This window comes from Agromyces binzhouensis (genome assembly GCF_042672355.1).
GTDB lineage: Bacteria > Actinomycetota > Actinomycetes > Actinomycetales > Microbacteriaceae > Agromyces > Agromyces binzhouensis.
Genome location: NZ_JBHXVJ010000001.1, coordinates 132,324 through 154,135, shown reverse-complemented (window position 1 = coordinate 154,135; position 21,812 = coordinate 132,324). Strand labels below are relative to the sequence as shown.

The 21,812-nt window shown below is 72.5% G+C and carries 21 protein-coding genes; 16 read left to right on the top strand and 5 right to left on the bottom strand.

The annotated features are described in order from the left end of the window. Nucleotides 1-70 precede the first annotated feature (70 nt). Nucleotides 71-1,606 (top strand): CoA-acylating methylmalonate-semialdehyde dehydrogenase, encoded by a 1,536-nt coding sequence (locus ACFVHK_RS00795; protein ID WP_376927145.1) that lies wholly within the window; start codon nucleotides 71-73, stop codon nucleotides 1,604-1,606. Between the two features lie 33 nt (nucleotides 1,607-1,639). Here ACFVHK_RS00795 and ACFVHK_RS00790 read toward each other — a convergent pair whose 3' ends face one another. Then, nucleotides 1,640-2,425: an IclR family transcriptional regulator gene (locus ACFVHK_RS00790; protein ID WP_376927642.1), complete on the bottom strand. Its 786-nt coding sequence runs from the start codon at nucleotides 2,423-2,425 to the stop codon at nucleotides 1,640-1,642. 135 nt (nucleotides 2,426-2,560) lie between these two features. Here ACFVHK_RS00790 and ACFVHK_RS00785 point away from each other — a divergent pair, with 135 nt between their 5' ends. Genes ACFVHK_RS00785 through ACFVHK_RS00770 form a run of 4 tightly spaced genes read left to right on the top strand, consistent with a single transcriptional unit; the run spans nucleotide 2,561 to nucleotide 5,728 of the window. Then, nucleotides 2,561-3,316: an MIP/aquaporin family protein gene (locus ACFVHK_RS00785; protein ID WP_129235610.1), complete on the top strand. Its 756-nt coding sequence runs from the start codon at nucleotides 2,561-2,563 to the stop codon at nucleotides 3,314-3,316. Continuing rightward, entirely contained in the window at nucleotides 3,313-4,305 is a 993-nt protein-coding gene (gene dhaK / locus ACFVHK_RS00780; RefSeq protein ID WP_376927144.1) for a dihydroxyacetone kinase subunit DhaK, read from the top strand. The genes ACFVHK_RS00785 and dhaK overlap by 4 nt, the downstream gene beginning before the upstream one ends. Before the next feature lie 2 nt (nucleotides 4,306-4,307). Then, nucleotides 4,308-4,967: a dihydroxyacetone kinase subunit DhaL gene (gene dhaL / locus ACFVHK_RS00775; RefSeq protein ID WP_376927143.1), complete on the top strand. Its 660-nt coding sequence runs from the start codon at nucleotides 4,308-4,310 to the stop codon at nucleotides 4,965-4,967. Then, complete coding sequence (locus ACFVHK_RS00770; protein ID WP_376927142.1) at nucleotides 4,964-5,728, top strand: HPr family phosphocarrier protein; 765 nt, start codon at nucleotides 4,964-4,966, stop codon at nucleotides 5,726-5,728. Before dhaL ends, ACFVHK_RS00770 begins: the two co-directional genes overlap by 4 nt. 59 nt (nucleotides 5,729-5,787) lie before the next feature. On the opposite strand, the gene ACFVHK_RS00765 is transcribed toward ACFVHK_RS00770, so the two are convergent. Continuing rightward, complete coding sequence (locus ACFVHK_RS00765; protein WP_376927141.1) at nucleotides 5,788-6,579, bottom strand: enoyl-CoA hydratase/isomerase family protein; 792 nt, start codon at nucleotides 6,577-6,579, stop codon at nucleotides 5,788-5,790. Nucleotides 6,580-6,640: 61 nt separating this feature from the next. Beyond that, nucleotides 6,641-9,007 carry a sulfatase-like hydrolase/transferase gene (locus ACFVHK_RS00760; RefSeq protein ID WP_376927140.1) on the bottom strand — a complete coding sequence of 789 codons (2,367 nt, stop codon included), beginning with the start codon at nucleotides 9,005-9,007 and terminating at the stop codon, nucleotides 6,641-6,643. Between the two features lie 184 nt (nucleotides 9,008-9,191). Between ACFVHK_RS00760 and ACFVHK_RS00755 the strand changes: the two genes are divergently transcribed. The 3 genes from ACFVHK_RS00755 to ACFVHK_RS00745 are packed head-to-tail and all read left to right on the top strand — an operon-like array spanning nucleotide 9,192 to nucleotide 10,094. Next, a complete protein-coding gene (locus ACFVHK_RS00755) occupies nucleotides 9,192-9,650 on the top strand; it encodes a DUF6325 family protein (RefSeq protein ID WP_376927139.1) in 459 nt (152 codons plus the stop codon). Between the two features lies 1 nt (nucleotide 9,651). Continuing rightward, nucleotides 9,652-9,816: a hypothetical protein gene (locus tag ACFVHK_RS00750; RefSeq protein ID WP_376927138.1), complete on the top strand. Its 165-nt coding sequence runs from the start codon at nucleotides 9,652-9,654 to the stop codon at nucleotides 9,814-9,816. 59 nt (nucleotides 9,817-9,875) lie between these two features. Then, complete coding sequence (locus ACFVHK_RS00745) at nucleotides 9,876-10,094, top strand: hypothetical protein (protein ID WP_376927137.1); 219 nt, start codon at nucleotides 9,876-9,878, stop codon at nucleotides 10,092-10,094. Here ACFVHK_RS00745 and ACFVHK_RS00740 read toward each other — a convergent pair. Next, nucleotides 10,066-12,735, bottom strand: coding sequence for a LuxR C-terminal-related transcriptional regulator (locus ACFVHK_RS00740; protein ID WP_376927136.1), 2,670 nt, complete (start codon nucleotides 12,733-12,735; stop codon nucleotides 10,066-10,068). The two genes, ACFVHK_RS00745 and ACFVHK_RS00740, sit on opposite strands and share 29 nt — an antisense overlap. Before the next feature lie 202 nt (nucleotides 12,736-12,937). On the opposite strand from ACFVHK_RS00740, the gene ACFVHK_RS00735 reads away from it, so the two are divergent. Beyond that, entirely contained in the window at nucleotides 12,938-13,330 is a 393-nt protein-coding gene (locus ACFVHK_RS00735; RefSeq protein WP_376927135.1) for an SHOCT domain-containing protein, read from the top strand. Nucleotides 13,331-13,337: 7 nt separating this feature from the next. Here ACFVHK_RS00735 and ACFVHK_RS00730 read toward each other — a convergent pair whose 3' ends face one another. After that, a complete protein-coding gene (locus ACFVHK_RS00730; RefSeq protein WP_376927134.1) occupies nucleotides 13,338-14,285 on the bottom strand; it encodes a LysR family transcriptional regulator in 948 nt (315 codons plus the stop codon). 138 nt (nucleotides 14,286-14,423) lie between these two features. Between ACFVHK_RS00730 and ACFVHK_RS00725 the strand changes: the two genes are divergently transcribed. The 7 genes from ACFVHK_RS00725 to ACFVHK_RS00695 all read left to right on the top strand — a co-directional run bounded on the left by ACFVHK_RS00725 (nucleotide 14,424) and on the right by ACFVHK_RS00695 (nucleotide 21,806). Further along, a complete protein-coding gene (locus tag ACFVHK_RS00725; protein ID WP_277985213.1) occupies nucleotides 14,424-14,546 on the top strand; it encodes a hypothetical protein in 123 nt (40 codons plus the stop codon). 226 nt (nucleotides 14,547-14,772) lie between these two features. Continuing rightward, entirely contained in the window at nucleotides 14,773-16,188 is a 1,416-nt protein-coding gene (locus ACFVHK_RS00720; RefSeq protein WP_376927133.1) for a threonine/serine exporter family protein, read from the top strand. A gap of 73 nt (nucleotides 16,189-16,261) precedes the next feature. Next, nucleotides 16,262-16,831, top strand: a complete 570-nt coding sequence (gene pyrE, locus ACFVHK_RS00715; RefSeq protein WP_376927132.1) for an orotate phosphoribosyltransferase — start codon at nucleotides 16,262-16,264, stop codon at nucleotides 16,829-16,831. Beyond that, nucleotides 16,828-19,689: a septum formation family protein gene (locus ACFVHK_RS00710; protein ID WP_376927131.1), complete on the top strand. Its 2,862-nt coding sequence runs from the start codon at nucleotides 16,828-16,830 to the stop codon at nucleotides 19,687-19,689. The genes pyrE and ACFVHK_RS00710 overlap by 4 nt, the downstream gene beginning before the upstream one ends. After that, nucleotides 19,686-20,624 carry a PfkB family carbohydrate kinase gene (locus tag ACFVHK_RS00705; RefSeq protein ID WP_376927130.1) on the top strand — a complete coding sequence of 313 codons (939 nt, stop codon included), beginning with the start codon at nucleotides 19,686-19,688 and terminating at the stop codon, nucleotides 20,622-20,624. The genes ACFVHK_RS00710 and ACFVHK_RS00705 overlap by 4 nt, the downstream gene beginning before the upstream one ends. Next, nucleotides 20,621-21,568, top strand: coding sequence for a nucleoside hydrolase (locus ACFVHK_RS00700; RefSeq protein ID WP_376927129.1), 948 nt, complete (start codon nucleotides 20,621-20,623; stop codon nucleotides 21,566-21,568). The genes ACFVHK_RS00705 and ACFVHK_RS00700 overlap by 4 nt, the downstream gene beginning before the upstream one ends. Before the next feature lie 10 nt (nucleotides 21,569-21,578). Next, nucleotides 21,579-21,806 carry a hypothetical protein gene (locus ACFVHK_RS00695; RefSeq protein ID WP_376927128.1) on the top strand — a complete coding sequence of 76 codons (228 nt, stop codon included), beginning with the start codon at nucleotides 21,579-21,581 and terminating at the stop codon, nucleotides 21,804-21,806. Nucleotides 21,807-21,812 lie beyond the last annotated feature (6 nt).

The window sequence follows — 21,812 nt, the reverse complement described above, 5'->3', positions numbered from 1 at the left end:
TCCGGGGCGCCGCGGCACCCACCACCCCTACGAAACGACCCGGACACCTCGATTCGGAAGGAACGAGACCATGACCGACACCCAGACCGCCCCCAGCGCCGAGGGCACGCAGGCCGCAGACGTCGTCGAGCACTGGATCGACGGCGGCCCGGCTTCGGGCGACTCCGACCGCACTGGACCCGTCTACAACCCCGCGCACGGCGTCGAGCAGCGGCGCGTGCGCTTCGCATCGACCGACGACGTGGATGCCGCGGTGCAGGCCGCCGCGCGGGCCTTCCCCGCATGGCGCGACGCGTCGATCGCCAAGCGGCAGCAGGTCATGTTCCGCTTCCGCGAGCTGCTCGCGTCGCGGACCGACGAGCTCGCCGCGATCCTCACGAGCGAGCACGGCAAGGTCCTCGGCGACGCCGCGGGCGAGATCGCGCGCGGCCTCGAGGTCGTCGAGCTCGCGTGCGCGATGCCCGCGTACACGAAGGGCGAGTACTCCGAGAACGTCTCGACCGGCATCGACGTCTACTCGCTGCGCCAGCCGCTCGGCGTCGTGGGCATCATCAGCCCGTTCAACTTCCCGGCGATGGTGCCGCTGTGGTTCTTCCCGCTCGCGATCGCGACGGGCAACACGGTCGTGCTGAAGCCGTCGGAGAAGGACCCGTCGGCCTCGGTCTGGCTCGCGCGGCTGTTCCAGGAGGCAGGGCTGCCCGACGGCGTCTTCAACGTGGTGCACGGCGACAAGGTCGCCGTCGACGCGCTGCTCGAGCACCCGACCGTCCGGTCGATCTCGTTCGTGGGCTCGACCCCGATCGCGCGCTACATCTACGCGACGGCGACGGCGAACGGCAAGCGCGTGCAGGCCCTCGGCGGCGCGAAGAACCACATGCTCGTGCTTCCGGACGCCGACCTCGACCTCGCGGCCGACGCGGCCGTGAACGCCGGGTTCGGTTCGGCCGGCGAGCGCTGCATGGCGATCTCGGCGGTCGTCGCGGTGGATTCGATCGCCGACGAGCTCGTCGAGAAGATCAGCGAGCGGATGTCGCGGCTCGTCACCGGCGACGGCACCCGCGGCTGCGACATGGGTCCGCTCATCACGCGCGAGCACCGCGACAAGGTCGCCGGGTACCTCGACGTGGCCGGCGAGGACGGGGCATCCGTCGTCGTGGACGGCCGCGACCCCGAGGTGGACGGCGAGCCCGACGGGTTCTGGATGGGCCCGACGCTCATCGACAAGGTGCCGACCTCGTCGGCCGTGTACCGCGACGAGATCTTCGGACCGGTGCTCTCGGTCGTGCGGGTCGACGGCTACGAGGACGGCCTCGAGCTGATCAACTCCTCGCGCTACGGCAACGGCACCGCGATCTTCACGAACGACGGCGGCGCCGCGCGGCGCTTCCAGCGCGAGGTGACGGTCGGCATGGTCGGCATCAACGTGCCGATCCCCGTGCCCGTGGCCTACCACTCGTTCGGTGGATGGAAGGACTCGCTCTTCGGCGACGCGAAGGCCTACGGCCCGCGCGGCTTCGACTTCTTCACGCAGGAGAAGGCGATCACGTCGCGCTGGCTCGACCCGAGCCACGGCGGGCTGAACCTGGGCTTCCCCCAGCACGACTGACCCGAGGCCGGTCGGTTCGGGTCGGCCGCCGCGTCACCCTGCCGGAGCGGGCGGGCGCGGCGGCCAGGTCGGCGCCCCGAGGTCGCGCGAGATGCTCCGTGCGGCGTCGCGGAGTGCGCCGACGACCGTGTCGGAGGGCGGCCACTCGCTCGAGGGCATGACGACCGCGACCGCGGCGACGACGTCGCCGTCCTCCGAGCAGACCGGCGCGGCGACGGAGGACTCGCCGATGACGGCCTCCTCGTTCTCGAAGCCGAGCGCGTCCCGCCGGACCTGTTCGAGGCCCTCCCGGACGCGGTCCGGGTCGGTGACGGTGTCCGCCGTGAGCGCCGTCAGCGGGCGCGACAGCGCGTCCGCGGCGTGCGCCGCGTCGTAGGCGAGCAGCACCTTGCCGAGTGCCGAGGCATGGCTGGGGATCGTCAGGCCGGTCTCGGGCATCTGCTCGGTGCCGTCCGGGCGTCGGTCGTGGTGGATGACGATGACCTCGCCGAACAGCTCCGCGCCGAGGCGGGTCGCGAGGCCGGTGCGGCTCGAGAGCTCGTGCATCCAGCGCATCGCGCGCGCACGGACGTCGAGCGTGTCGAGGTAGACGCTCGACAGCTTGAGGAGCGCCGGCCCCAGCACGTAGCGGTTCCCGCTCGGCTGCTGCGCCACGAGCCCGTGCGCCTGGAGCGACTTGACGATGCCGTGCACGGTCGAGGGCGGCAGGTCGAGCGCGGCCGCGAGCTCGGAGATGCCCATGCGGCGCGAGCCCTGCAGCAGCGTGAGGATCTTCGCCGCGCGGTCGATCGACTGGATCACCGACTCCCCCTCCGTCATCGCGCCCACGGTGCATCCCCATTCTGTCTGGTTCTTGACAGCGCGGGACGGAAGGTCCACCATTCAGTATTACCGAAAGCCATTCGACAATACCGAATCGTCTGGCATCACCTCGTTCAAGGGAGAACGCAGATCATGGATGACAACCGGACTTGGCAGCGGCTCGCCGCCGAGTTCCTGGGTACCGCCTTCCTCGTGTTCGTCGGCGTCGGCTCCGTGCCGGCCTTCGCACTCGTGAGGGGCGACGCGCCCTTCGCCCCCGCCGATCTCGGCTTCATCTCGCTCGCCTTCGGCACGATCGTCGTCGCGACGGTGTACGTGTTCGGCTACATCTCGGGCAACCACATCAACCCCGCGGTGACGCTCGCCCTCGCGGTGACCGGCAAGTTCGCCTGGCGCGACGTGCCCGGGTACGTGGTCGCGCAGCTCCTCGGTGCGACCGTGGGCGCGTTCGCGATCGTCGGCGCCCTCGGCCCGCAGGCCAGCGAGCTCGGACTCGGCGTCGCCTCCTACGGCGACATCCCGATCTGGCAGGCGTTCACGGCCGAGTTCCTCGGCACGTTCCTGCTGGTCTTCACCGTCTTCGGCGTGATCCACCGCAAGGCGGCCCCCGGATTCGCCGGGCTCGTCATCGGCCTCGTGGTCTTCGCCGCGATCATCCCGGTGGCGCCCGCCACCGGCGCGTCCATCAACCCGGCCCGCACCACCGGCCCGATGCTCGTGCAGCAGCTCCTCGGGGGCACCGTGCAGTGGGAGCAGTGGCCGGTCTACGTCATCGCCGAACTCGCGGGCGGCGTCCTCGCCGGCCTCGCGTTCGGCCTGGTCTCCCGCACCCGGGCCGACCGCACCACCCTGACCGAAGCGCTCGTCGAAGAGGAGGCACGCGCATGAAGAAGCTCATCGATGCACCGTCGGAGGTGCTGGCCGACGCCCTGAAGGGCGTCGCGGCGGCCCACCCCGAACTCGCCGTCGACCTCGCCGCTCGGGTGGTCGCACGGGCGACGCCGAAGCCCGGCAAGGTCGCCCTGATCTCGGGCGGAGGCTCGGGCCACGAACCGCTGCACAGCGGCTTCGTCGGCCCCGGGATGCTCGACGCGGCCTGCGCCGGCGAGGTCTTCACCTCGCCGACCCCCGACCAGATGCTCGCCGCCGTCCAGACGGTGAGCACCGGCGCCGGGGCGCTGTTCATCGTCAAGAACTACACGGGCGACGTGCTCAACTTCGAGATGGCCGCCGAGCTCGCCGACGCGGAGGGAATCGCGGTCAAGACCGTGCTGGTCGCCGACGACGTCGCCGTCGAGGACTCGACCTGGACCGCCGGCCGCCGGGGAGTCGGCACGACCGTCCTCGTCGAGAAGATCGCCGGGGCCGCCGCAGAGGAGGGCGCCGACCTCGATGCCGTGCACGCCGTCGCGACGCGCGTCTCGGAGAACGGCCGGTCGATGGGCGTGGCGCTCACCAGCGCGACCCTTCCGTCGGTGGGCAAGCCGAGCTTCGACCTCCCCGAGGACGAGATCGAGATGGGCGTGGGCATCCACGGCGAACCGGGCCGCACGCGCGCCCCGCTGGCCTCCGCGTCGGAGATCGCCGAGACGCTCGTGTCGGCGATCCTGGCCGACCACGACTTCACCGGGGCGCCCGTGATCGCGATGCTCAGCGGGCTCGGCGGCACGCCGCTCATCGAGCTCTACCTGATGTACGGCGCCGTCGCCTCCCTGCTGGAGCAGCGCGGCATCACCGTCGCACGAGTGCTCGTCGGCGACTACATCACGAGCCTCGACATGGCCGGATGCTCCCTCACCCTGCTCCGAGCGGACGACGAGATGCTGCGGCTCTGGGACGCACCCGTGAGCACCGCGGCGCTCCGATGGGGGGTGTAGCGATGACCGCGACCGAGGACGGCCGCCTGACGGTCGACGACCTCGTGGCGTGGATGTTCCGCTTCGACGAGCGGATCACCGCCGAGGCCGAGCGGCTGACCGCGCTCGACTCGGCGATCGGCGACGCCGACCACGGCACCAACATCGCCCGGGGCACCGGTGCGGTGCGGCAGCGTCTCGCCGACGCGCCGCCGGACGATGCCGGTGCACTGCTGAAGTCCTCCGGGATGGCGCTCGTGTCGACGGTCGGAGGAGCGAGCGGGTCGCTGTACGGCACGCTGTTCCTCGAGATGGCCAAGTCCGTCGGCCCGGCCCCGGACCTCGACACCGCGGGCCTCGCCGACGCGTTCCGCGCCGGCGTGGCCGGGGTCGTGGCCCGCGGCCGAGCCGAGCCGGGTGACAAGACCATGGTCGACGCCCTCCAACCGGCCGCCGAGGCGCTGAGCGCCGCCGCGGCCGGAGGTCGCCCGCTCGTCGAGTCGCTCCGCGCCGCGGCCGCCGCTGCAGCGGTCGGGCGCGACGCGACCATCCCGCTCGTCGCCCGCAAGGGGCGGGCGAGCTACCTGGGCGATCGGAGCGCCGATCACCTCGATCCCGGGGCGACCTCGGCCGCGATCCTCGTCGAGGCCCTCGCCGACGCACGATCGGAGCGCGTCGGATGATCGGGCTCGTCGTCGTCTCGCACAGTCCGGCGCTCGCCGAGGCCGCGGTCGAGCTGGGCCTGGAGATGGTGCACGGCGAGGCGCCGCCCGTGCGCATCGCCGCCGGTTCCGACGGCAGGTTCGGCACGGATGCGGCGGCCGTCGCCGCGGCGATCGACGAGCTCGCCGGACGAGGAGTCCCGGGCGTCCTCGTCGTCACCGACCTCGGCTCGGCCGTGCTGAGCGCCGGGCTCGCCCTCGACCTCAGGGAGTCGACGACGGAGGTCGTGGTCGGTGCGGGGCCGTTCGTGGAGGGCATCACGGCGGGGCTCGTGCTGGCCGCGACGGGCGCGCCGCTCGACGAGGTCGCCCGCGAGTCCGCCGCGGCGCTCGACGCGAAGCGGGAGCAGGTCGATCCGGTGCCCGCGGCGGCGCCCGCGGAGTCGGTCGATCCGGTGCCCGCCGGGGCGCCCGCCGAGTCGAGCGAGCCGCGGTCGGCGGACGAGGTGGTGGTCAATCCCGATGGCCTGCACGCCCGGCCCGCGGCGCTCCTGGTGCAGGCGGTCGGCGGGTTCGACGCGGTCGTCGACGTGACGAACCTCACCACGGGCACCGGACCGGTGCCGGCGCGGAGCATGATCGGGTTGATGTCGCTCGGAGCCAAGCAGGGCCATGCCGTGAGGTTCGACGGCAGCGGGCCCGACGCCGCGACGGCCGTCGCCGCGTTGCGACGGCTGCTCGCCGACGGGTTCGGCGAGGTGCCCGCGTCCGTCGCCCCCTGAGACGACCGCCGGGGCACGGCGGGCCGGCAGCCCTGTCGGCCCGCCGTGCCGGCGCGTGGTCAGCGCGACGCGCGAGCCGCGAACCGGGCGATCGCCGCGCGCGCGTCGGCCGTCTCGATCGATGCGCCGATCGTCGCGGCCTCGTCGTCGAGCGACGCCTGGAACGATCGGGCCCGTCCGGCGTGCACGAGCCGCTTCGCCTGGCCGAACGCGTGCGTCGCGCCGGCGAGCCATCCGTCCGCGACCTCGCGGGCCCGCGCCTCGAGCGCCTCGGGTGCGACGACCTCGGCGACGAGGCCCCAGTCGAGTGCCTCGGTCGCGGAGAGCGTGCGCGAGGTGAGCGTGAGCTCGAGCGCGCGGCGCACCCCGACCGCCTCGGGAAGCAGCGTGCTCACGCCGCAGTCCGGGGTGAGCCCGATGTCGCTGTAGCGGCTCGCGAAGGTCGCGCGTTCCGACGCGATCACCAGGTCGGCCACGAGCATGAACCCGAGGCCGCCGCCGGCGACGGGCCCCTGCACGGCGGCGACGATCGGCTTCGTGCTCTCGCGCAGCGCCCGGTGCCCGTCGTGGATCCGGTCGGCGAGCCCCCGGACGACCTCGGCCGGGCTCCCCCCGCCGACCCCGGACTCCGCGAGCCGCGACATCGCGAGCACGTCGCCGCCTGCGCAGAACGCGCGACCCGCCGCATCGAACAGCACCGCGCCGATGTCGTCGCGCGCGGCGATCTCGTGCGCCAGCTCCTGCCACCTCGCGATGGCCACCGGGTCGACCGCGTTGAGCCGGGCCGGTCGGTTCAGCGTCACGTGCGCGAGGCCGTCGCGCACGTCGAACAGGATCACGTCGTCGGGCATGATCGGATGCTACTCGCCGGCCGCAGCGGCATCCGCCCGGCACCGCGGCATCCGCTCGCACCTACTGCGTCGCCATCGCGATGCGGTGCCGCTCCTCCGGGTCGATGAAGTGATCGTGGTCGTCGTCGCCGAGGTCGATCTGGACCCAGTTGATGGCTCCCCGGAACCGACTCGTGGCGGCGGTGTAGTCCGGCGACACGGTCGTTCCGCTCTCGTAGCCGATGTCGGTCGTCTCGTCGGCCGAGAAGACCATCGCCTGCGTCGCCGCCACCCGACCCGTACCGACGGCGTTCCCGTCGTAGTACAGCGTGACGTCGCCGCCCTTCGCGAGCCCGCCGCCGTCGTAGGCGAACTCCATGCGCACCTGGTGCGTGCCCGGGGGCAGGACCTCGGTCGCCTCGGTCGGGAACTCGTGGATGCCGAGCACGTTGTACACGAACTTCGCGCGGCCGTCCTTCACGTACAGGCTCCATCCGCCGAACCGGCCGCCCTGCGCGATGATCACGCCGGCGGCCCCGGCCTCGGGCACCACGACCTCGGCCGTGACCGAGAACGACCTGTTCTTGATGCTCACGACGCTGCTCTCCGAGAGCCGGCCCATGCCGCCGAAGAGGAGCTGGGTGTTGCCGTGGATGAGCGTCGGCCGGCCTGCGAGGTCGGGGTTGAGCCGATCTCCGGTGCGGTCGTCGATCGGCAGCACGTTGTACTTGACCGCCTCGATCAGCCAGAGCCGTTGGAGCGCGTGCAACCGGTCGGGCTGCTCCGCGGAGAGGTCGCGGGCCTGGCTGTAGTCGACGTTGCCGTCGTAGAGCTCCCAGACGTCGTCGTCGAAGGCGGGCACCGTTCCGCCGACGAGGACCCACGGGGTGCGGTGCTTGGTGACGGCGCTCCAGCCCTTGTAGTAGATGCCGCGGTTGCCGAACATCTCGAAGTACTGCAGGTCGTGGCGCTCGGGCGCTTCCGGCTGGTCGAACGTGTAGACCATGCTGGTGCCCTCGATGGGCGACTGCTGCACGCCGTTCACCACGGTCGGCTCGGGGATGCCCGCGGCCTCGAGGATCGTCGGCGCGACGTCGATGCAGTGGGTGAACTGCGACCGGAGCCCGCCCTGCTCGGCGATGCCGTTCGGCCAGTGCACGATCGTGCCGTTGCGGGTGCCGCCCCAGTGCGAGGCGACCTGCTTCGTCCACTGGAACGGGGTGTCCATCGCCCACGCCCAGCCGACGGCGTAGTGGTTGTAGGAGGTCGGCGAACCGAACTCGTCCACCTTCGATCGCATGAACTCGGGCGTCTCGAGCGCCGCCATCCCGTTGAAGTTCGCCATCTCGTTGAAGGCGCCGTTCACGGTGCCCTCGGCGGATGCTCCGTTGTCGCCGACGATGTAGTAGATGAGCGTGTTCTCGAGGATGCCGAGGTCGGCGACCGCGTCGATCACACGGCCGACGTGGTGGTCGGTGTGCTCGAGGAAGCCCGCGTAGACCTCCATCTCGCGTTCGAGCACCGGCTTGAGGTCGTCGGGCATGTCGTCCCACGCCGGGATCTCGGCGTGCCGTGGCGTGAGCTCGGCGTCCGCCGGGATGACGCCCATGTCCTTCTGGCGCTCGAAGGTGCGCTCGCGCTGCACGTCCCACCCGTCGGCGAACCGCCCGGCGTACTTGTCCGCCCACTCCTTCGGCACGTGGTGCGGTGCGTGCGTGGCACCCGGCGCGAAGTACACGAAGAACGGCTTCTCGGGCATGAGCGACTTCTGGGTGCGGATCCAGCTGATCGCGTGGTCGGCGAGGTCCTCGGTGAGGTGGTACCCCTCCTCCGGCGTCGCGGGCGGCTCGACGGGGGTCGTGCCGTCGTAGAGCGCCGGATCCCATTGGTTGTTCTCGCCCCCGATGAAGCCGTAGAACTTCTCGAACCCGCCGCCGGCCGACGGCCACGCGTCGAACGGTCCCATGGGTGAGGACTGCCAGACCGGCACCTCGTGGCACTTGCCGAACTGGGCCGTCGAGTAGCCGTTGAGCTTCAGCGTCATCGCCAGCGGCGCCTTGGTGTTCGGTCGCAGCGAGCTGTTGCCCGGCGCCGAGGTGGCGGTCTCGGTGATGCTGCCCATGCCGACCGAGTGGTGGTTCCGGCCGGTGAGCATCGCCTGCCGCGTCGGCGCGCAGAGCGCGGTGGTGTGGAAGCGGTTGTACCGCAGGCCGCCGGCCGCCAGCTTCTCGGCGTTCGGCGTCGCGCACGGGCCCCCGAACGCGCTCGATGCACCGAACCCGATGTCGTCGAGGAGGATGACCAGGACGTTGGGAGCGCCCTCCGGGGGGAGCAGCGGCTCGATCGGCGGATATGCGGTGTCCGGGTCTTTGGCGTCGTAGGTGGTCAGGCCCGGTCGCGGCCGGTCCGGGATCGGCAGCATGGTTCGTGCGTGGCGGTCAGGTCGCATGAGATTCCCCCCAGGAAGCGTCCGTGCTCGGCCCGCGCGCGGGCCGGCCGAGCACACGCTAACGAACCCGAACACGCGCCGAATCACCCGGTTCGGGTGATGCCCCGATCGCCTGCTGCGACGAACCTGAGGGCGGTGGGGATTCGCACCGACGGCGACGCACGGAAGCAGAGGGCTGATCGACATGACCGAACAGGATCTGGACGGACTGGGACCGGTCGACTTCCTGGTCATCGAATTCCCGGCCGGGCACTCGACGTTCACCGGCGAGATCGCCGAGGAACTCCTGAACCTCGTGCAGGCGGGGACGATCCGGGTGATCGACGTCATCGTCCTCACCAAGGACGAGGACGGCGTCGTGGACGCCATCGAGCTGTCCGACGCGGGCGAGCTGGGTGCGCTGGTCGAGCTCGAGGCGCAGCTGGCCGAGCTGCTGGCGGCCGAGGACGTCGCGAACCTCGCCAACGCCATGGATCCGGGCAGTGTCGCGGGCGTGCTCGTCTACGAGAACGTGTGGGCTGCCCCGTTCGCGTCCGCCGCACGCCGCGCGGGCGGCCGACTGATCGCCGACGGCAGGATCCCCATCCAGGACATCATCGCCTCGCTGGAGGCCGATGTGGAGCTCGAGGGAACGGGAGCCTGACATGCCGCTGAGACCAGCACGAGTGGGACGGGTCGGCGTGGTCCGCGCGCCCGTCGCGAAGGCCGCGGTGGTCGGCACCGCGATGCGCCCCGGCCCCGCCCCCGTGGCGAAGGCCGCGGTGGTCGGTGCCGCGGTGACGCCGGGACGACGACGACGCCGGATCTAGCCGCGACGCGTGAGCCGGGGCGGTCGCCGCGGTTCGACCATCGGCATCGGGAGGGCGACATGGGCACCGAGCGATTCGACATCCTCGTGAGGGGCGAGCTCCCGCCGATCATCGTGGAGGAGTTCGTCGGCTTCGATGTCGTTCGCACCGGTTCGGGCTCGACGCACCTGCTCGGAACCGTCCCGGATCAGGCCCGGCTCGTGGGGCTGCTCGAACTGCTCCACGGGTTCGACGTCGAGATCGAGTCGGTCACGCACGTACCCGGTCGGGACGACTGACGGAATCCAGCAGGCCGAGCTCACGAGCCCGGGCGATGGCCGCGCTCCGGCCCGAGACGCCGAGCTTGCGGTAGATGTGCGCGGTGTGGGTCTTCACCGTGTTCACGGAGACGAAGCAGCGACTCGCCAGTTCTGCGTTGGTGGAGTGGTCGGGCAGGAACGCGAGGATCTCCAGTTCGCGGCTCGTGAGCGGATCCGGCAGCCCGGCGTTCGGGTCGGAGGCGGGAGTGCCGTCGGAGGGCGCGATGACGTGACGACCGTCGCTCCGGAGCGTCGCGACCCTCGCGGCGACGCCGCCCCGATCGATCGATCGCTCGCCGACGAGGTCGAGCACGACCGGCCCGCACTCGAGGAACACGGCGACGAGGTCTTCGGGTTCGGCGCGGTCGAGCGCGTCCTCGACATGTGCGATGGCGTGCTCGTGCGATCCGTCGAGTTCGGCGATCCAGCCGAGCAGCAGGGAGCGACGGATGTCGCCCAGTGGCGAGTCGTGCGCCGGCGTCGGCATCTCGCCGACGAGCCGACGCGCGGCCGCGCGGTCGCGGAGGTCGAGTGCGGCCGCCGCCGTCTCGAAGGCGACGGACGGGCCGAGCGGTCCCGTACCGCCGTGGCGTCGGAGCGCCTGCTCGGCCCGACCCGTGCGTCGGAGGACGCCGAGGCGCAGTCCGCGCAGGCGGTCCAGGATCGCCGGGCCGGGTGCCGACAGATCGCCGCCGCGTGCGAGGTCGACCTGGTCGAGGGCGTCGTCGTCGCGACCCTCCGACGCCGCGACGAGGCCGCCGACGTACCGTCCCGCCCAGATCAGCTGCGACCGGTGATTCGCCTCCGCACGCAGCATCGCGTCGCGGAGGTGTGCCGCCGCGGCACCGGGCATCCCGCGTTCGGCCGCGGTCAACGCCCTGGCCAGGTAGGCGTCGGCGATCACGGGGTGCGCGAGCAGCTCGGCCGTCGCCGCCGTGTCGATCGCCTCGCTCGCGAGGAGCTCGGCCGCGCCCGCCCGACCCTGCCAGATGTGCAGGAGCGCGGATGACCCGAGCGCGCCGACCCGGAACGGCGGGTAGGCGATGCCGTCGCTCTCGAGTGCGCGCGCGAACGACGACCCGGCGGCATCCTCGTCGCCCGCGATGAACTGCGCGCGTGCCCGCGAGCCGATCGCGAGGGTCGTCATCAGGACCGGACTCGTGAGCCGCATGACGTCGGGGTACGGCGCGTCGGGATGCGCGGCGATGAGTGCGAGCGCCCGATCCGCCGCTCGGATGCCCTCCTCCGGTCGGGGATTCCACTGCGCGAGGGCGGAGCGCCATGCCTCGGCGGCGATCCGGTGCCCGACGGTGGCCCTCGGATCGGCGGCGACGCGACCGAGCAGGCCGCCGGCCCGCCCCGACTCGCCCAGCATGCCGACCAGGATGCCGAGCTCGAGCACGACCTCGAGTCGCCCGGCCCACTCGGGTTCGGGCACCGTGGTGATCCACCGGACGACGGTCCGCATCCCGCCGGTCTCGAAGACCTCGCTCCCACGCGTCATGATCGCGTCGAGCGCGCGGCCCCAGTCCCGTGCGCGCAGGAGGTACTCGACCGCCGGCGCGACCTCGTCCCGCCCCAGGTGGAACTCGGCCGCGCGGACGAGCAGGGTCCGCTGGGCCTCGGGATCCTCGGAGCGTGATCGGTACCTGAGGAACTCGCGGAAGAGATGGTGGAAGCGGAATCGCGCCCGATCCGGGTCGAGCGCCACGACGAACAGCGACTCGTCCTCGAGCCGCTCGAGGAGTCGTTGGCCGCCTGTCCGCTCCAGTACGTGATCGACCAGTTCGGCGGTCATCGTGTCGAGCAGTGACAGCCGCAGGAGGAGGTCGCGATCGACCTCGGGCACCGCCTCGAGCACCTCCTCCGTGAGGTAGTCGGCGATGAGCCGGTCGCTGCCCGCGATGCCCGCGACGAGCGAATCGGATGCCTCGGGGCCGCCGGCGAACCTGAAGGCGAGGCCCGCCAGTTGCAGCCCTGCGGCCCAGCCCTCGGCACGGTCGATGACCGCATCGAGGGCTGGACCGGGGAGCTCCCGACGGGCGACACGCTGCACGAGTTCGGCCGCCTCGCTCCGATCCAACGCGAGCTCGCCCTGCCGGATCTCCAGCATCCGATTCCGCAGCCGGAGGCTGCTCCACGCGATCGGAGGATCGACCCGGGTGGACAGCACGACGTGCACGTTCGATGGGAGGAGCGTGACCAGTCGTCCGAGATCCGCGAAGAGCCGAGGGTTGGCGAGGTGATGGAGGTCGTCGAGGACGATGACGGTCTCGGGGAACGACCGGAGCTCGGCGGCGAGACCCTCGAGCAGGGGTTCGCCGATCCCCTCGGCGCCGAGGGCCGTGAGGCGCTCGAGTCCGGCCGCGGCGGGTCGGACGCCGGTCACTGCGGCGAGCAGCCGACGGCTGAGGCGCACCGGGTCGTCGTCGTCCGCATCGATGTCGATGCGGAGCGTGACGACCTCGTCGTGCCGAGCCCGCCACTGGTCGAGCAGCACCGACTTGCCCGCGCCGGCCGGCGCGACGAGCAGGGTGAGCGGGCCCTCGAGGGCGCCGTCGAGCCGGGTCCTGAGCGCCGGCCGGTCGATCAGGACCTCGGATGGCGGTGGCTCGAGCACCTCGCCCCCAAACCGGTGCAGGTCGATGTCCGGGTCAGTCTGTCATCCCCGGGTGGCGCTCCGACATGGCCAAGGTCCCATGCGCGCTCGGATCGCGGGCGTCGGATCATCCGATCGGGGTGATGCGGCGCTCGTGCCCGCGTCGATACGTTCCGAACCGATGGGCGTGGCCCGCGCCCCCGTGACCGAAAGGATCGCCGCAATGAGCATCTGGGACTTCTTCGTCTGGCTCTTCTGGATCTACGTCCTGTTCGCCTGCATCTGGATCTTCATCAGCGTCTTCGTCGACATCTTCCGCGACCACACGCTCAACGGCTGGGGCAAGGCCCTGTGGGTGCTGTTCCTGGTGTTCCTGCCGTTCCTGGCCGCGTTCATCTACCTGATCGCGAGGGGTCGCGGCATGGCCGAACGCAATGCGGCCAGGTCGCAGGCCGCGCAGGCCGAGGCGAACGAGTACATCCGGTCGGTCGCGAACTCCGGCGAGGGCTCGGCCGCGGCGGAGATCGAGTCGGCGAAGCGGTTGCTCGACGCGGGGACGATCACCCAGGCGGAGTTCGACGCGCTGAAGGCGAAGGCGCTGGCGTCCGCCTCCTGACCGAGGCTCAGGACGAGGCCGCCGCGGCCAGATCGCGCGCGGCGGTCTCGTGGGACTCCTGGAGTCGCGCAGCCCGGTCGACCAGGACCTCGAGCACGGTGCGCACGGCGAGCCGCTCCGCGACATCCGGCCGCACGAGCGCGAAGATCTGGCGCACCGATGCCACGCTCCGCAGCGGCTTCAGCACGATGTTCTCGGGGAGCACGCCCGAGGTGTAGCGGGGCACGAACGCGATGCCGAGGCCAGCGCCGATGAACGCCTCGACGATGCGCATGTCGCTGAACCGCTGGCTCACCTCGACGCGCCGGCCCCCGGCCTGCTCGATCGCGTGCAGGATGCGCTCGAACGGGAAGCCGGCCGGGACGCCGAGCCAGGTCTCGTCGACGAGGTCTGCCGGGGTGACGTGCGAGCGCGACGCGAGTCGATGATCGGCGGGCAGTCCGATGTCGAGGGGCTCGGTGAGCAGGGGGAGGGCGCGGAGGCCGCGCCCGCCCCACGGGAGTTCGCCGGGCATGGTGTGGGCGAGCACGATGTCGTACTCGTTCGTGAGGTCGGGGAACTCGGCCAGTTCGGGATCGAGGTCGGTGGCGCGCACGACGAGACCTGCGACCGAGCGGAGGTCGGCGAGCACCTGCGGCAGCAGCGTGGCGCCGATCGTGGGGAACGTCAGCAGCGTGACCTCGCCGCTCGGGTGGTTGCGGAACTGGTCCCACAGCGACGAGGCGCGCTCCAGCGCGATGGCGACCTCGGTCGCACTGCGGGCGAGCGCGTGCCCGGCACTCGTCAGCACGACCCCGCGGCCGCTCCGCTCGGTGAGCGGCATCCCCGCCTCGCGCTCGAGCACCTTGAGCTGCTGGGAGACGGCGGACGGGGTCCGCCCGGTCGCCTCGGCGACGGCGGTCACGCTGCCGCGTTCGGCGAGTTCGCGGAGCAGGTCGAGTCGGCGCACATCCATGTAGAAATGCTACATGGTTCATGTAGTTCTATGGAATTGTGCTGAACGGTTTTCGAGGGCACAATAGGTGATGTCGGACACGTGCAAGGGCGCACCGAGTCGCCCGACATTCCAACGAACTCCTCGAAAGGAACCGCCGTGTTCTCCGTCTTCGCCATGCTCGCCGCCGCTTCGATCGCCGGCATCGTCAGCTCCATCGTCGTCACCGCGCGCGACGGATACCGTCGCCAGCCGCGCGAGACGTTCGCGCGCACCGTCTAGGTCGCGCGTCGCGGAGCCGAAGGTCTCCGAGCAGGGCCGCCGTGCGGGGGAGGGACACCCCGCAGGGCGGCCCTTCGCATCTCCGCCACGCCCCAGGTCGGGCCTCGCCGCCCGTCGCGTCGGCGACTCGACATCCGATCGCGCCGGGGGATAGCGTGACCGCACCGCCGGGGCGCCGGGCGCACGCCCGTGCACCGCGCTCCGACGCGAACCGAGGAGCGAACGGATGCCGACGACCCCGACGACCCCGCCGCCGCCCGAGCCGAGCGAGACCGAACGCTCGCCCGCCGAACGGGCCGTGATCCGGACGTTCCTCCTCGGCCTCGCGGAGGGCCTCACCGCCTCGGCCGAGTCCACCGACCGCATCCGCGCCGAGATCATCGACATCGCACACGCGTACGGGGTCGATGAGGTCGACGTCGTCGTCCTCCCGACGATCGCGTTCGTCCAGACCGGGCAGGGCGAGAACGGGCGGATCTCGTTGACCTCGGTCCGGGCGTCGTTCCGGTTCGACCAGATCGCCGCCATGGCGGCCCTCGCGCGATCCGCGCGATCCGCCGGGATCAGTCCGGCGGACGGCATCCGTCGCCTCAACGAGATCGGCGCCATGCCGCCGACCCGGCACTGGTTCATGCGCACCCTGGGGCACGCGCTGCTCACCGCCGGTCTCGTGCTGCTCCTCGCGCCGAGCTGGCAGGCGGCGGTCCTGGGCTTCGGGCTCGGCGCCCTCATCGGTGTGGCGAAGCTGACGCGTTCGCAGACGCTGTCGCTCGTGCTCCCGGTCGCGGCGTCGTTCGCGTGCGCCGTGATCGTGTTCCTGCTCGCACCCGTGGTCCAGATCGGCGATCCGCTGCGCGTGCTGATCGCGCCGCTCGCGACCTTCCTGCCGGGGGCACTGCTCACCACTGGCGTCCGCGAGCTCGCGGCAGGGCAGATGGTGGCCGGGACCTCGCGACTCGGGTCGGGCGTCGTACAGCTCGCGCTGCTCGCGTTCGGCATCCTCGCTGCGGGCACCGTCGTGGGGATCGGAGACGACGAGTACGTGCCCCGCGAGGTGCAGCAGACGCTTCCCTGGTGGATCGCCGGGATCGGCCTCGTGCTCTACGGGATCGGCGTCTACCTGCACTTCGCCGCCCCGGGGCGATCGTACGGCTGGGTGATCCTGGCGCTCGTCGTCGCCTACGGCGCGCAGCAGCTCGGCGCCATCCTGCTCGGTGCGCCCGTCAGCGGGTTCTTCGGTGCGCTCGTGGTCACGCCGCTCGTGCTGTGGATCGAGGACCTGCCGCGGGGCGTACCGTCGCAGATCGCCTTCCTGCCCGCGTTCTGGGTGCTCGTGCCCGGAGCCGCCGGGCTCATCGGTCTCACCGAGGGCGCCGTCGAGGAATCGGCGGGCATCGACGACGTCGCCGCCGCCTTCGTCACGGTGATGTCGATCGCGCTCGGCGTCTTCATCGGCTCGGCGATCTACCGGTTCATCCGGCGCAGCGCGGCGGGGATCGCCGAGTTCCACGTCGACCCCCCGTCGGTACTGGGCCCGGGGGAGGACTCGATGCTGTCGCGGATCGCGGACGCCGCGCCGAAGGCGCCCCGGCGCGACCCGGACGCCGCGCCGAAGCCGCCCCGGCTCGACCCGGACGCCTGAACGCGACGAGCCGGTCGCGTCCACCGGGACATCCGCACGTTCCTCTCAGGCGCTGGAGACTTAGAGTATTCGGGTGACGTCCCGGAATCCCCAGTCCACCGAGGCCCGCCGACAGCTCATCGAGCACATCTCGAACGAGGCGGTGTTCCACGGCGACTTCACGCTGACCAGCGGCAAGAAGGCCTCGTACTACGTCGACCTCCGCAAGGTGAGCCTCGACCACCGCGTCGCGCCGCTCATCGGCCAGGTGATGATCGACCTCATCGCCGAGGTCCCCGACGTGGTCGCCGTCGGCGGCATGACGATGGGTGCCGACCCCATCGCGACCGCCGTGCTGCACCAGGGCGCCGCACGCGGGCTCGCCTACGACGCGTTCGTCGTGCGCAAGGAGCCGAAGGACCACGGGCGCGGCAAGCAGGTCGAGGGGCCGGATGTCGCGGGCAAGCGGGTCATCGTGCTCGAGGACACGTCGACCACCGGCGGTTCGCCGCTCAAGGCCATCGAGGCGCTGCGCGCCGTGGGCGCCGAGATCGCGGCCGTCGCGGTCGTCGTCGATCGCGACACGGGTGCACGCGAGGTCATCGAAGCCGCGGGAGTCCCCTACCTCGCGGCCATCGGCTTGAAGGATCTGGGATTGTCATGACGGGACGCGACGGACGCTACGACGCGAACGGATTCGACGACGACACCGACTGGCTCATGAGTCAGCTCGGCAGCGGTCGTCGACCCGACCTCGAGGGCCGTCAGGCCGCGCAGCCTCCCGTCGCACCCGCTCCCGAGCCTCCGCGGGCGGAGCCGGCGCCCCAGTCCCGCCCCCGCCGGCGCAGCGAGGAGTCGCTCGACTGGTTCTCCGTGGCCGAACCCGCACCGGCCGACGACGCGCCGACCCGGGCGATGCCCGTCGTGGGCGAGCCCATCGAGCGCACCGCGCCCGGCCCCGCCGCGACGCCCGCGACGCCCGCCTGGAACCAGCCGGCCTGGGACGCGCAGGCGTGGAACAGCGCACCGGCCGAGCCGCCGCGCATCGCCGAGCCGCCGTCCGACGATCGCCTCAGCTCGGTCGAGCCGCCCGTCGGCGGCACCGTGCCGCCGGCGTTCACGCGACAGCCCGAGCCCCCGCCCGCTCCGCCCGGGCCCGTCACCCCGCCCGCGAACTTCGCACTGACCTGGGGCGAGCAGCAGGAACGTCAGCCGCTCGACACAGAGGAAGGGCTGCGCGCCGCCTTCCGCCGGCTCGCCGACCCGTCGACCATGCCGCCCGCCGGTCGGTCCGAGCCGGGCCCCGAGCCGGAACCGGAGCAGTCCGGGGGCGAGTCGCCGTTCGTCGGCTTCGCGCCGCCGCCGGTCGCGCGTCGCTCCTTCACGCCCGTGACGCCGTCCGCCGGTGCCGGTGCGCCCGACGACTTCGCGGATGAGCTCTGGTCGGCGCTGCACGAGGACGATCAGCCTGCGGCCGCAGAGCAGGGCGCCGTCGGACACGACCCGGACGCTTACGCGGACGAGCAGGCATTCGACCGCGGGGCGTACGCCGAGCAGGGCGCCTATGCGGAACAGCCGGCGTACGACCATGCGGCGGCGTACGACAGCCGAGGCCCCCAGCAGGGTCGGTTCGGCCCGGACGGCTACGAGCAGGGCGTGTACGAGCAGGGCGGCTACGAGCCGGGCTGGACGGATGGCGCCGGCTTCGTCGACCCCGTCGGGCCGAGCGAGGCACCGGGCGTCGGCCCGGCCGGCGCCGGACCGGGCGGGTACGTCCAGGACTTCGCGGCCCGCGGGGGCACGTACGACGGCGACGCCGGCCGTGGCGACGGTCGCGGACACGGAGACGGTTTCGACCACGAGGGCTACGGCCCGGACGGCTACGACCAGGACGGCTACGACCGCGACGGCTACGACCGCCAGGGGTACGCTCGGCCGGCCTACGACGCGAACGGCGGCTACGACGGTCGTGCGTACGGCTACGACGAGGACGACCCGAACGGCCCCTTCGACGGTGCCGCCTTCGCCGAGGACGGCTTCGGTGCGCCGGCGGACCGGAACGGCGACGAGGGCGGGTTCGGCCCGGACGCGTACGCGGACACCGGGGCGTACGGCGACGAGCAGTTCGGTGCGCACGACGAGGCGTCCGTCCACGAGGACGGATACGACCTGCGCGAACTGTGGCGCCAGGGCGACCGCGATTCGCAGGCGGACGGGGCGTGGTCCGACGAGCCGACCGACTGGCGCGAGGGCATCGGGCAGCCGGATGCCGAGCCGGCCGACGAGGTGCGCTGGTATGCCGACGACCTCGACGAGCGGGGACACGCCCCCGCATCCGACCGGCCGACCGCAGACGCGTGGGATGCCGACGAGTCGCCCCGCGCGCGGGAGTTCGCGCAGGCGGGCTACCTCTGGAACCTGACCCCCGATCCCGCCGGTCGTGACCCGAAGGTCCCCACCGAGGAGGAGGCGGACGACGACCAGGCGCCGGGCCCGCGTCGCGGCGCCGGCGCGCCGGTCGTCGCCGACGACCCGGGCGACGACCCCTTCGGCCTCGATGCCCGCGACGAGCGGGCCGCCGACGTCGACCGGCCGGCCCTCGACGACCCGTGGGCCGCGTACGACGTCGACGAGCGCACGACCGAGCGACAGGATCGACCCGGACCGGAGTCGAACGGCACGGGCGACGACGGCCTCGCCGCGCTGTTCGGCGGGGCGGGCTTCGGAGCGACCGGGCCCATGTCGGTGGTCGAGGCATCCGCCGCCGAGACCGAATACGATCGGCCGCAGGCTCGCCAGGCGGGCTACGGCTCCGGGGCCGGCGCCGACGATCCCTTCGCGCGCGACGCGCGGGGCGACTGGGACGACTTCGGCGATGCGCCCGGGTCGCAGCCGCGAGCCGGCGACGACGACCGCGGAGGGCATCGTGCCACGCCCGCGGCGCGCACCGACGACGCAGGACGCGACCGGTCTCCCGTCAGGATCCTGACGTGGGCGGCCGGCGCGCTCGCCCTCGTCGTGCTCATCGTCGCCGTCGTGGCGTTCGGCACCCGATTCCTCGCACCGGGCGACGCCGGCACGGCCGCGCCCGTGGCGACCGAGGAGCCCGTCGCGGCACCGACGGCACCGCAGCCCGCGGGCGTGCACTCGTGGCAGGCCCTCTTCGGCACCGAGTGCCTCGAGCCCTTCGAGTCGGCGTGGGCCGAGGAGTTCACCGTCGTCGACTGCGCGAGCCCGCACACGGCGCAACTCGCCTACCGCGGCACCTTCGCGGGTGATGAGGCGACCGAGTTCCCGGGCGAGGAGGCCCTGGCGACGCAGTCGCAGGAGCTCTGCGCCGCAGAGGGCGTCATCGATCCGGCCGCGGCGAGCGGAGTCGGCGAGCTGCAGATGCTCACCGCGTTCCCCGTGACCGCCGAGCAGTGGGACGCCGGTCAGCGCAGCTACTACTGCTTCGTCGAGCAGGTGAGCGGCGAGCCGCTGGCGGTCGGCCTCGCCGGCCCCGGACCCGCCGCACCATGAGCCGGCTGGTCGTCGTCGGGTCGGTGAACGTCGACGCGACGAGCTACGTCGACGCCTTCCCGCAGCCCGGCGAGACCATCCACTCGCACGGCCACCGTGTCGCGCTCGGCGGCAAGGGCGCCAACCAGGCCATCGCGGCCCACCTCTGCTCGGCCGACGTCGAGTTCGTCGCGCGCCTCGGCGACGACGCCGCGGCCGACGTCGCCCGTGCGGCGTTCGCCCGCTTCGGGCTTCCGACGGAGGCCGTGGCGACGGTGGCGGGGACGCCGACCGGGGTCGCCCAGATCACGGTGGCCGCGTCGGGCGAGAACACGATCGTGGTCACGGCGGGGGCGAACTCCGCGGTCGGCGCCGACGTGGTCGCCGCCGAGCGCGAGCGCATCGCCGCCGCCGAGCTCGTGCTCACGCAGGGCGAGCTGCCCGTGCCGACGATCGAGGCGCTGGCGGTCGCCTGCGACGAGGCCGGCACGCGGTTCGCGCTGAACCTCGCACCACCCGTCGGCGTCGCGGCCGCGGCCGTCGCGATCGCGGATCCGCTCGTCGTCAACGTGCACGAGGCGCGCGCGGTCGGCATCGGTGCGGCCCTGCCCGATCACGCACCGGCCGAGGCGTGGCGGGATGCCGCGGCATCCGTCGTCGGCGACCTGGCGCGATCGGTCGTCGTGACCCTCGGAGCGCGCGGCGCGGTCGCTGCCGACGCCGACGGATCGTGGATCGTGACGGCACCCGGGGTGGAGGCCGTCGACACGACGGGCGCGGGGGATGCCGCGACCGGAGCACTCGCCGCGATGCTCGCCGAGGGCAGGTCGCTGCCCGACGCCGTCCGCATCGCGGTCGCGGCCGGTGCCATCGCCGTGCAGTCGCGCGGCACCGTGGATTCGTATGCCGGCCGCGTCGACGTGCTCGCCCTCGCCGACCGGACGGAGCTCCGATGACCGTGCCCGTGATCGTCGACTGCGACCCGGGGCACGACGACGTCATGGCGCTCTGGCTCGCCGCGGGGCATCCCGCGCTCGACCTGCTGGCCGTGACCACCGTCGGCGGCAACGTGCCGCTCGAGCACACGAGCCGCAACGCGCGCATCGCGCTCTCGGTGGCCGGCGTGACCGACGTGCCGGTGGCGGCCGGCGCTCCCGGCCCGCTCGCGCGCGAGCTGTCGACGGCCGAGTGGATCCACGGCGAGAACGGCCTCGGCGGCCCGGCGCTGCCCGACCCCGACGCGGGCCCGTCGCCGGTCCCGCTCGATGCGCGCGGCGCGACCGAGCTCATCGCCGACACGCTCGCCGCGGCATCCGAGCCCGTCGCGATCATCGCGACCGGACCGATCACGAACGTGGCCGTGCTGCTGCGCGAGCGGCCCGACCTCGTCCCGGGGATCCGCGAGGTCGTGTGGATGGGCGGCTCGACCGAACGCGGCAACGCGACGCCCTATGCCGAGTTCAACGCATGGGTCGACCCCGAGGCGCTCGACCTGGTGCTGCAGAGCGGCATCCGGTTCACGATGGTCGGACTCAACGTCACGCATCGCGCACTCGTCACGACGCGCGTGCGCGAGCGCCTCGCGGCGATCGGCAACCGCACGTCGGCGTTCGGCGACGAGCTGCTCGAGTTCTTCTGCCGGACCAACGACGAGGTCTTCGGCATGCCCGACGGCCCGCTGCACGATCCGGTCGCGGTCGCCGTGCTGGCCGACCCCGGTTCGGTGGAGGTCGCGCGCACGCGACTCGACGTCGAGCTGATCGGGTCGGAGACGGTCGGTGCGACGAGCGTCGACCTCGACGGCATGCTCGGACGCGAACCGAACGCGTACGTCGCGGTCGGGATCGACGTCGAGCGGTTCTGGGCGGGCGTCGAGGACGCCGTGGCACGGTTGGCCTGAGGGGGCGCGCATGGACTGGACGTTCTGGGTGGCCGGCATCGTCATCGTCGGGCTCGTGATCGTGACGCAGGTCTTCCTCCACGAGAGCCGGTGGTCGCGCCGGCCGCGCGACGAGGAGCCGTTCGACGCCGACGCCTCCGGCAGCGATCCCGGCGAGTCGACGGGCGGCGACCTCACCGGGAGACCGCCGTCCGATCCGTCCGCGAACGGGGAGGGCGACGACGATCGCTTCCGCTGACCGCCA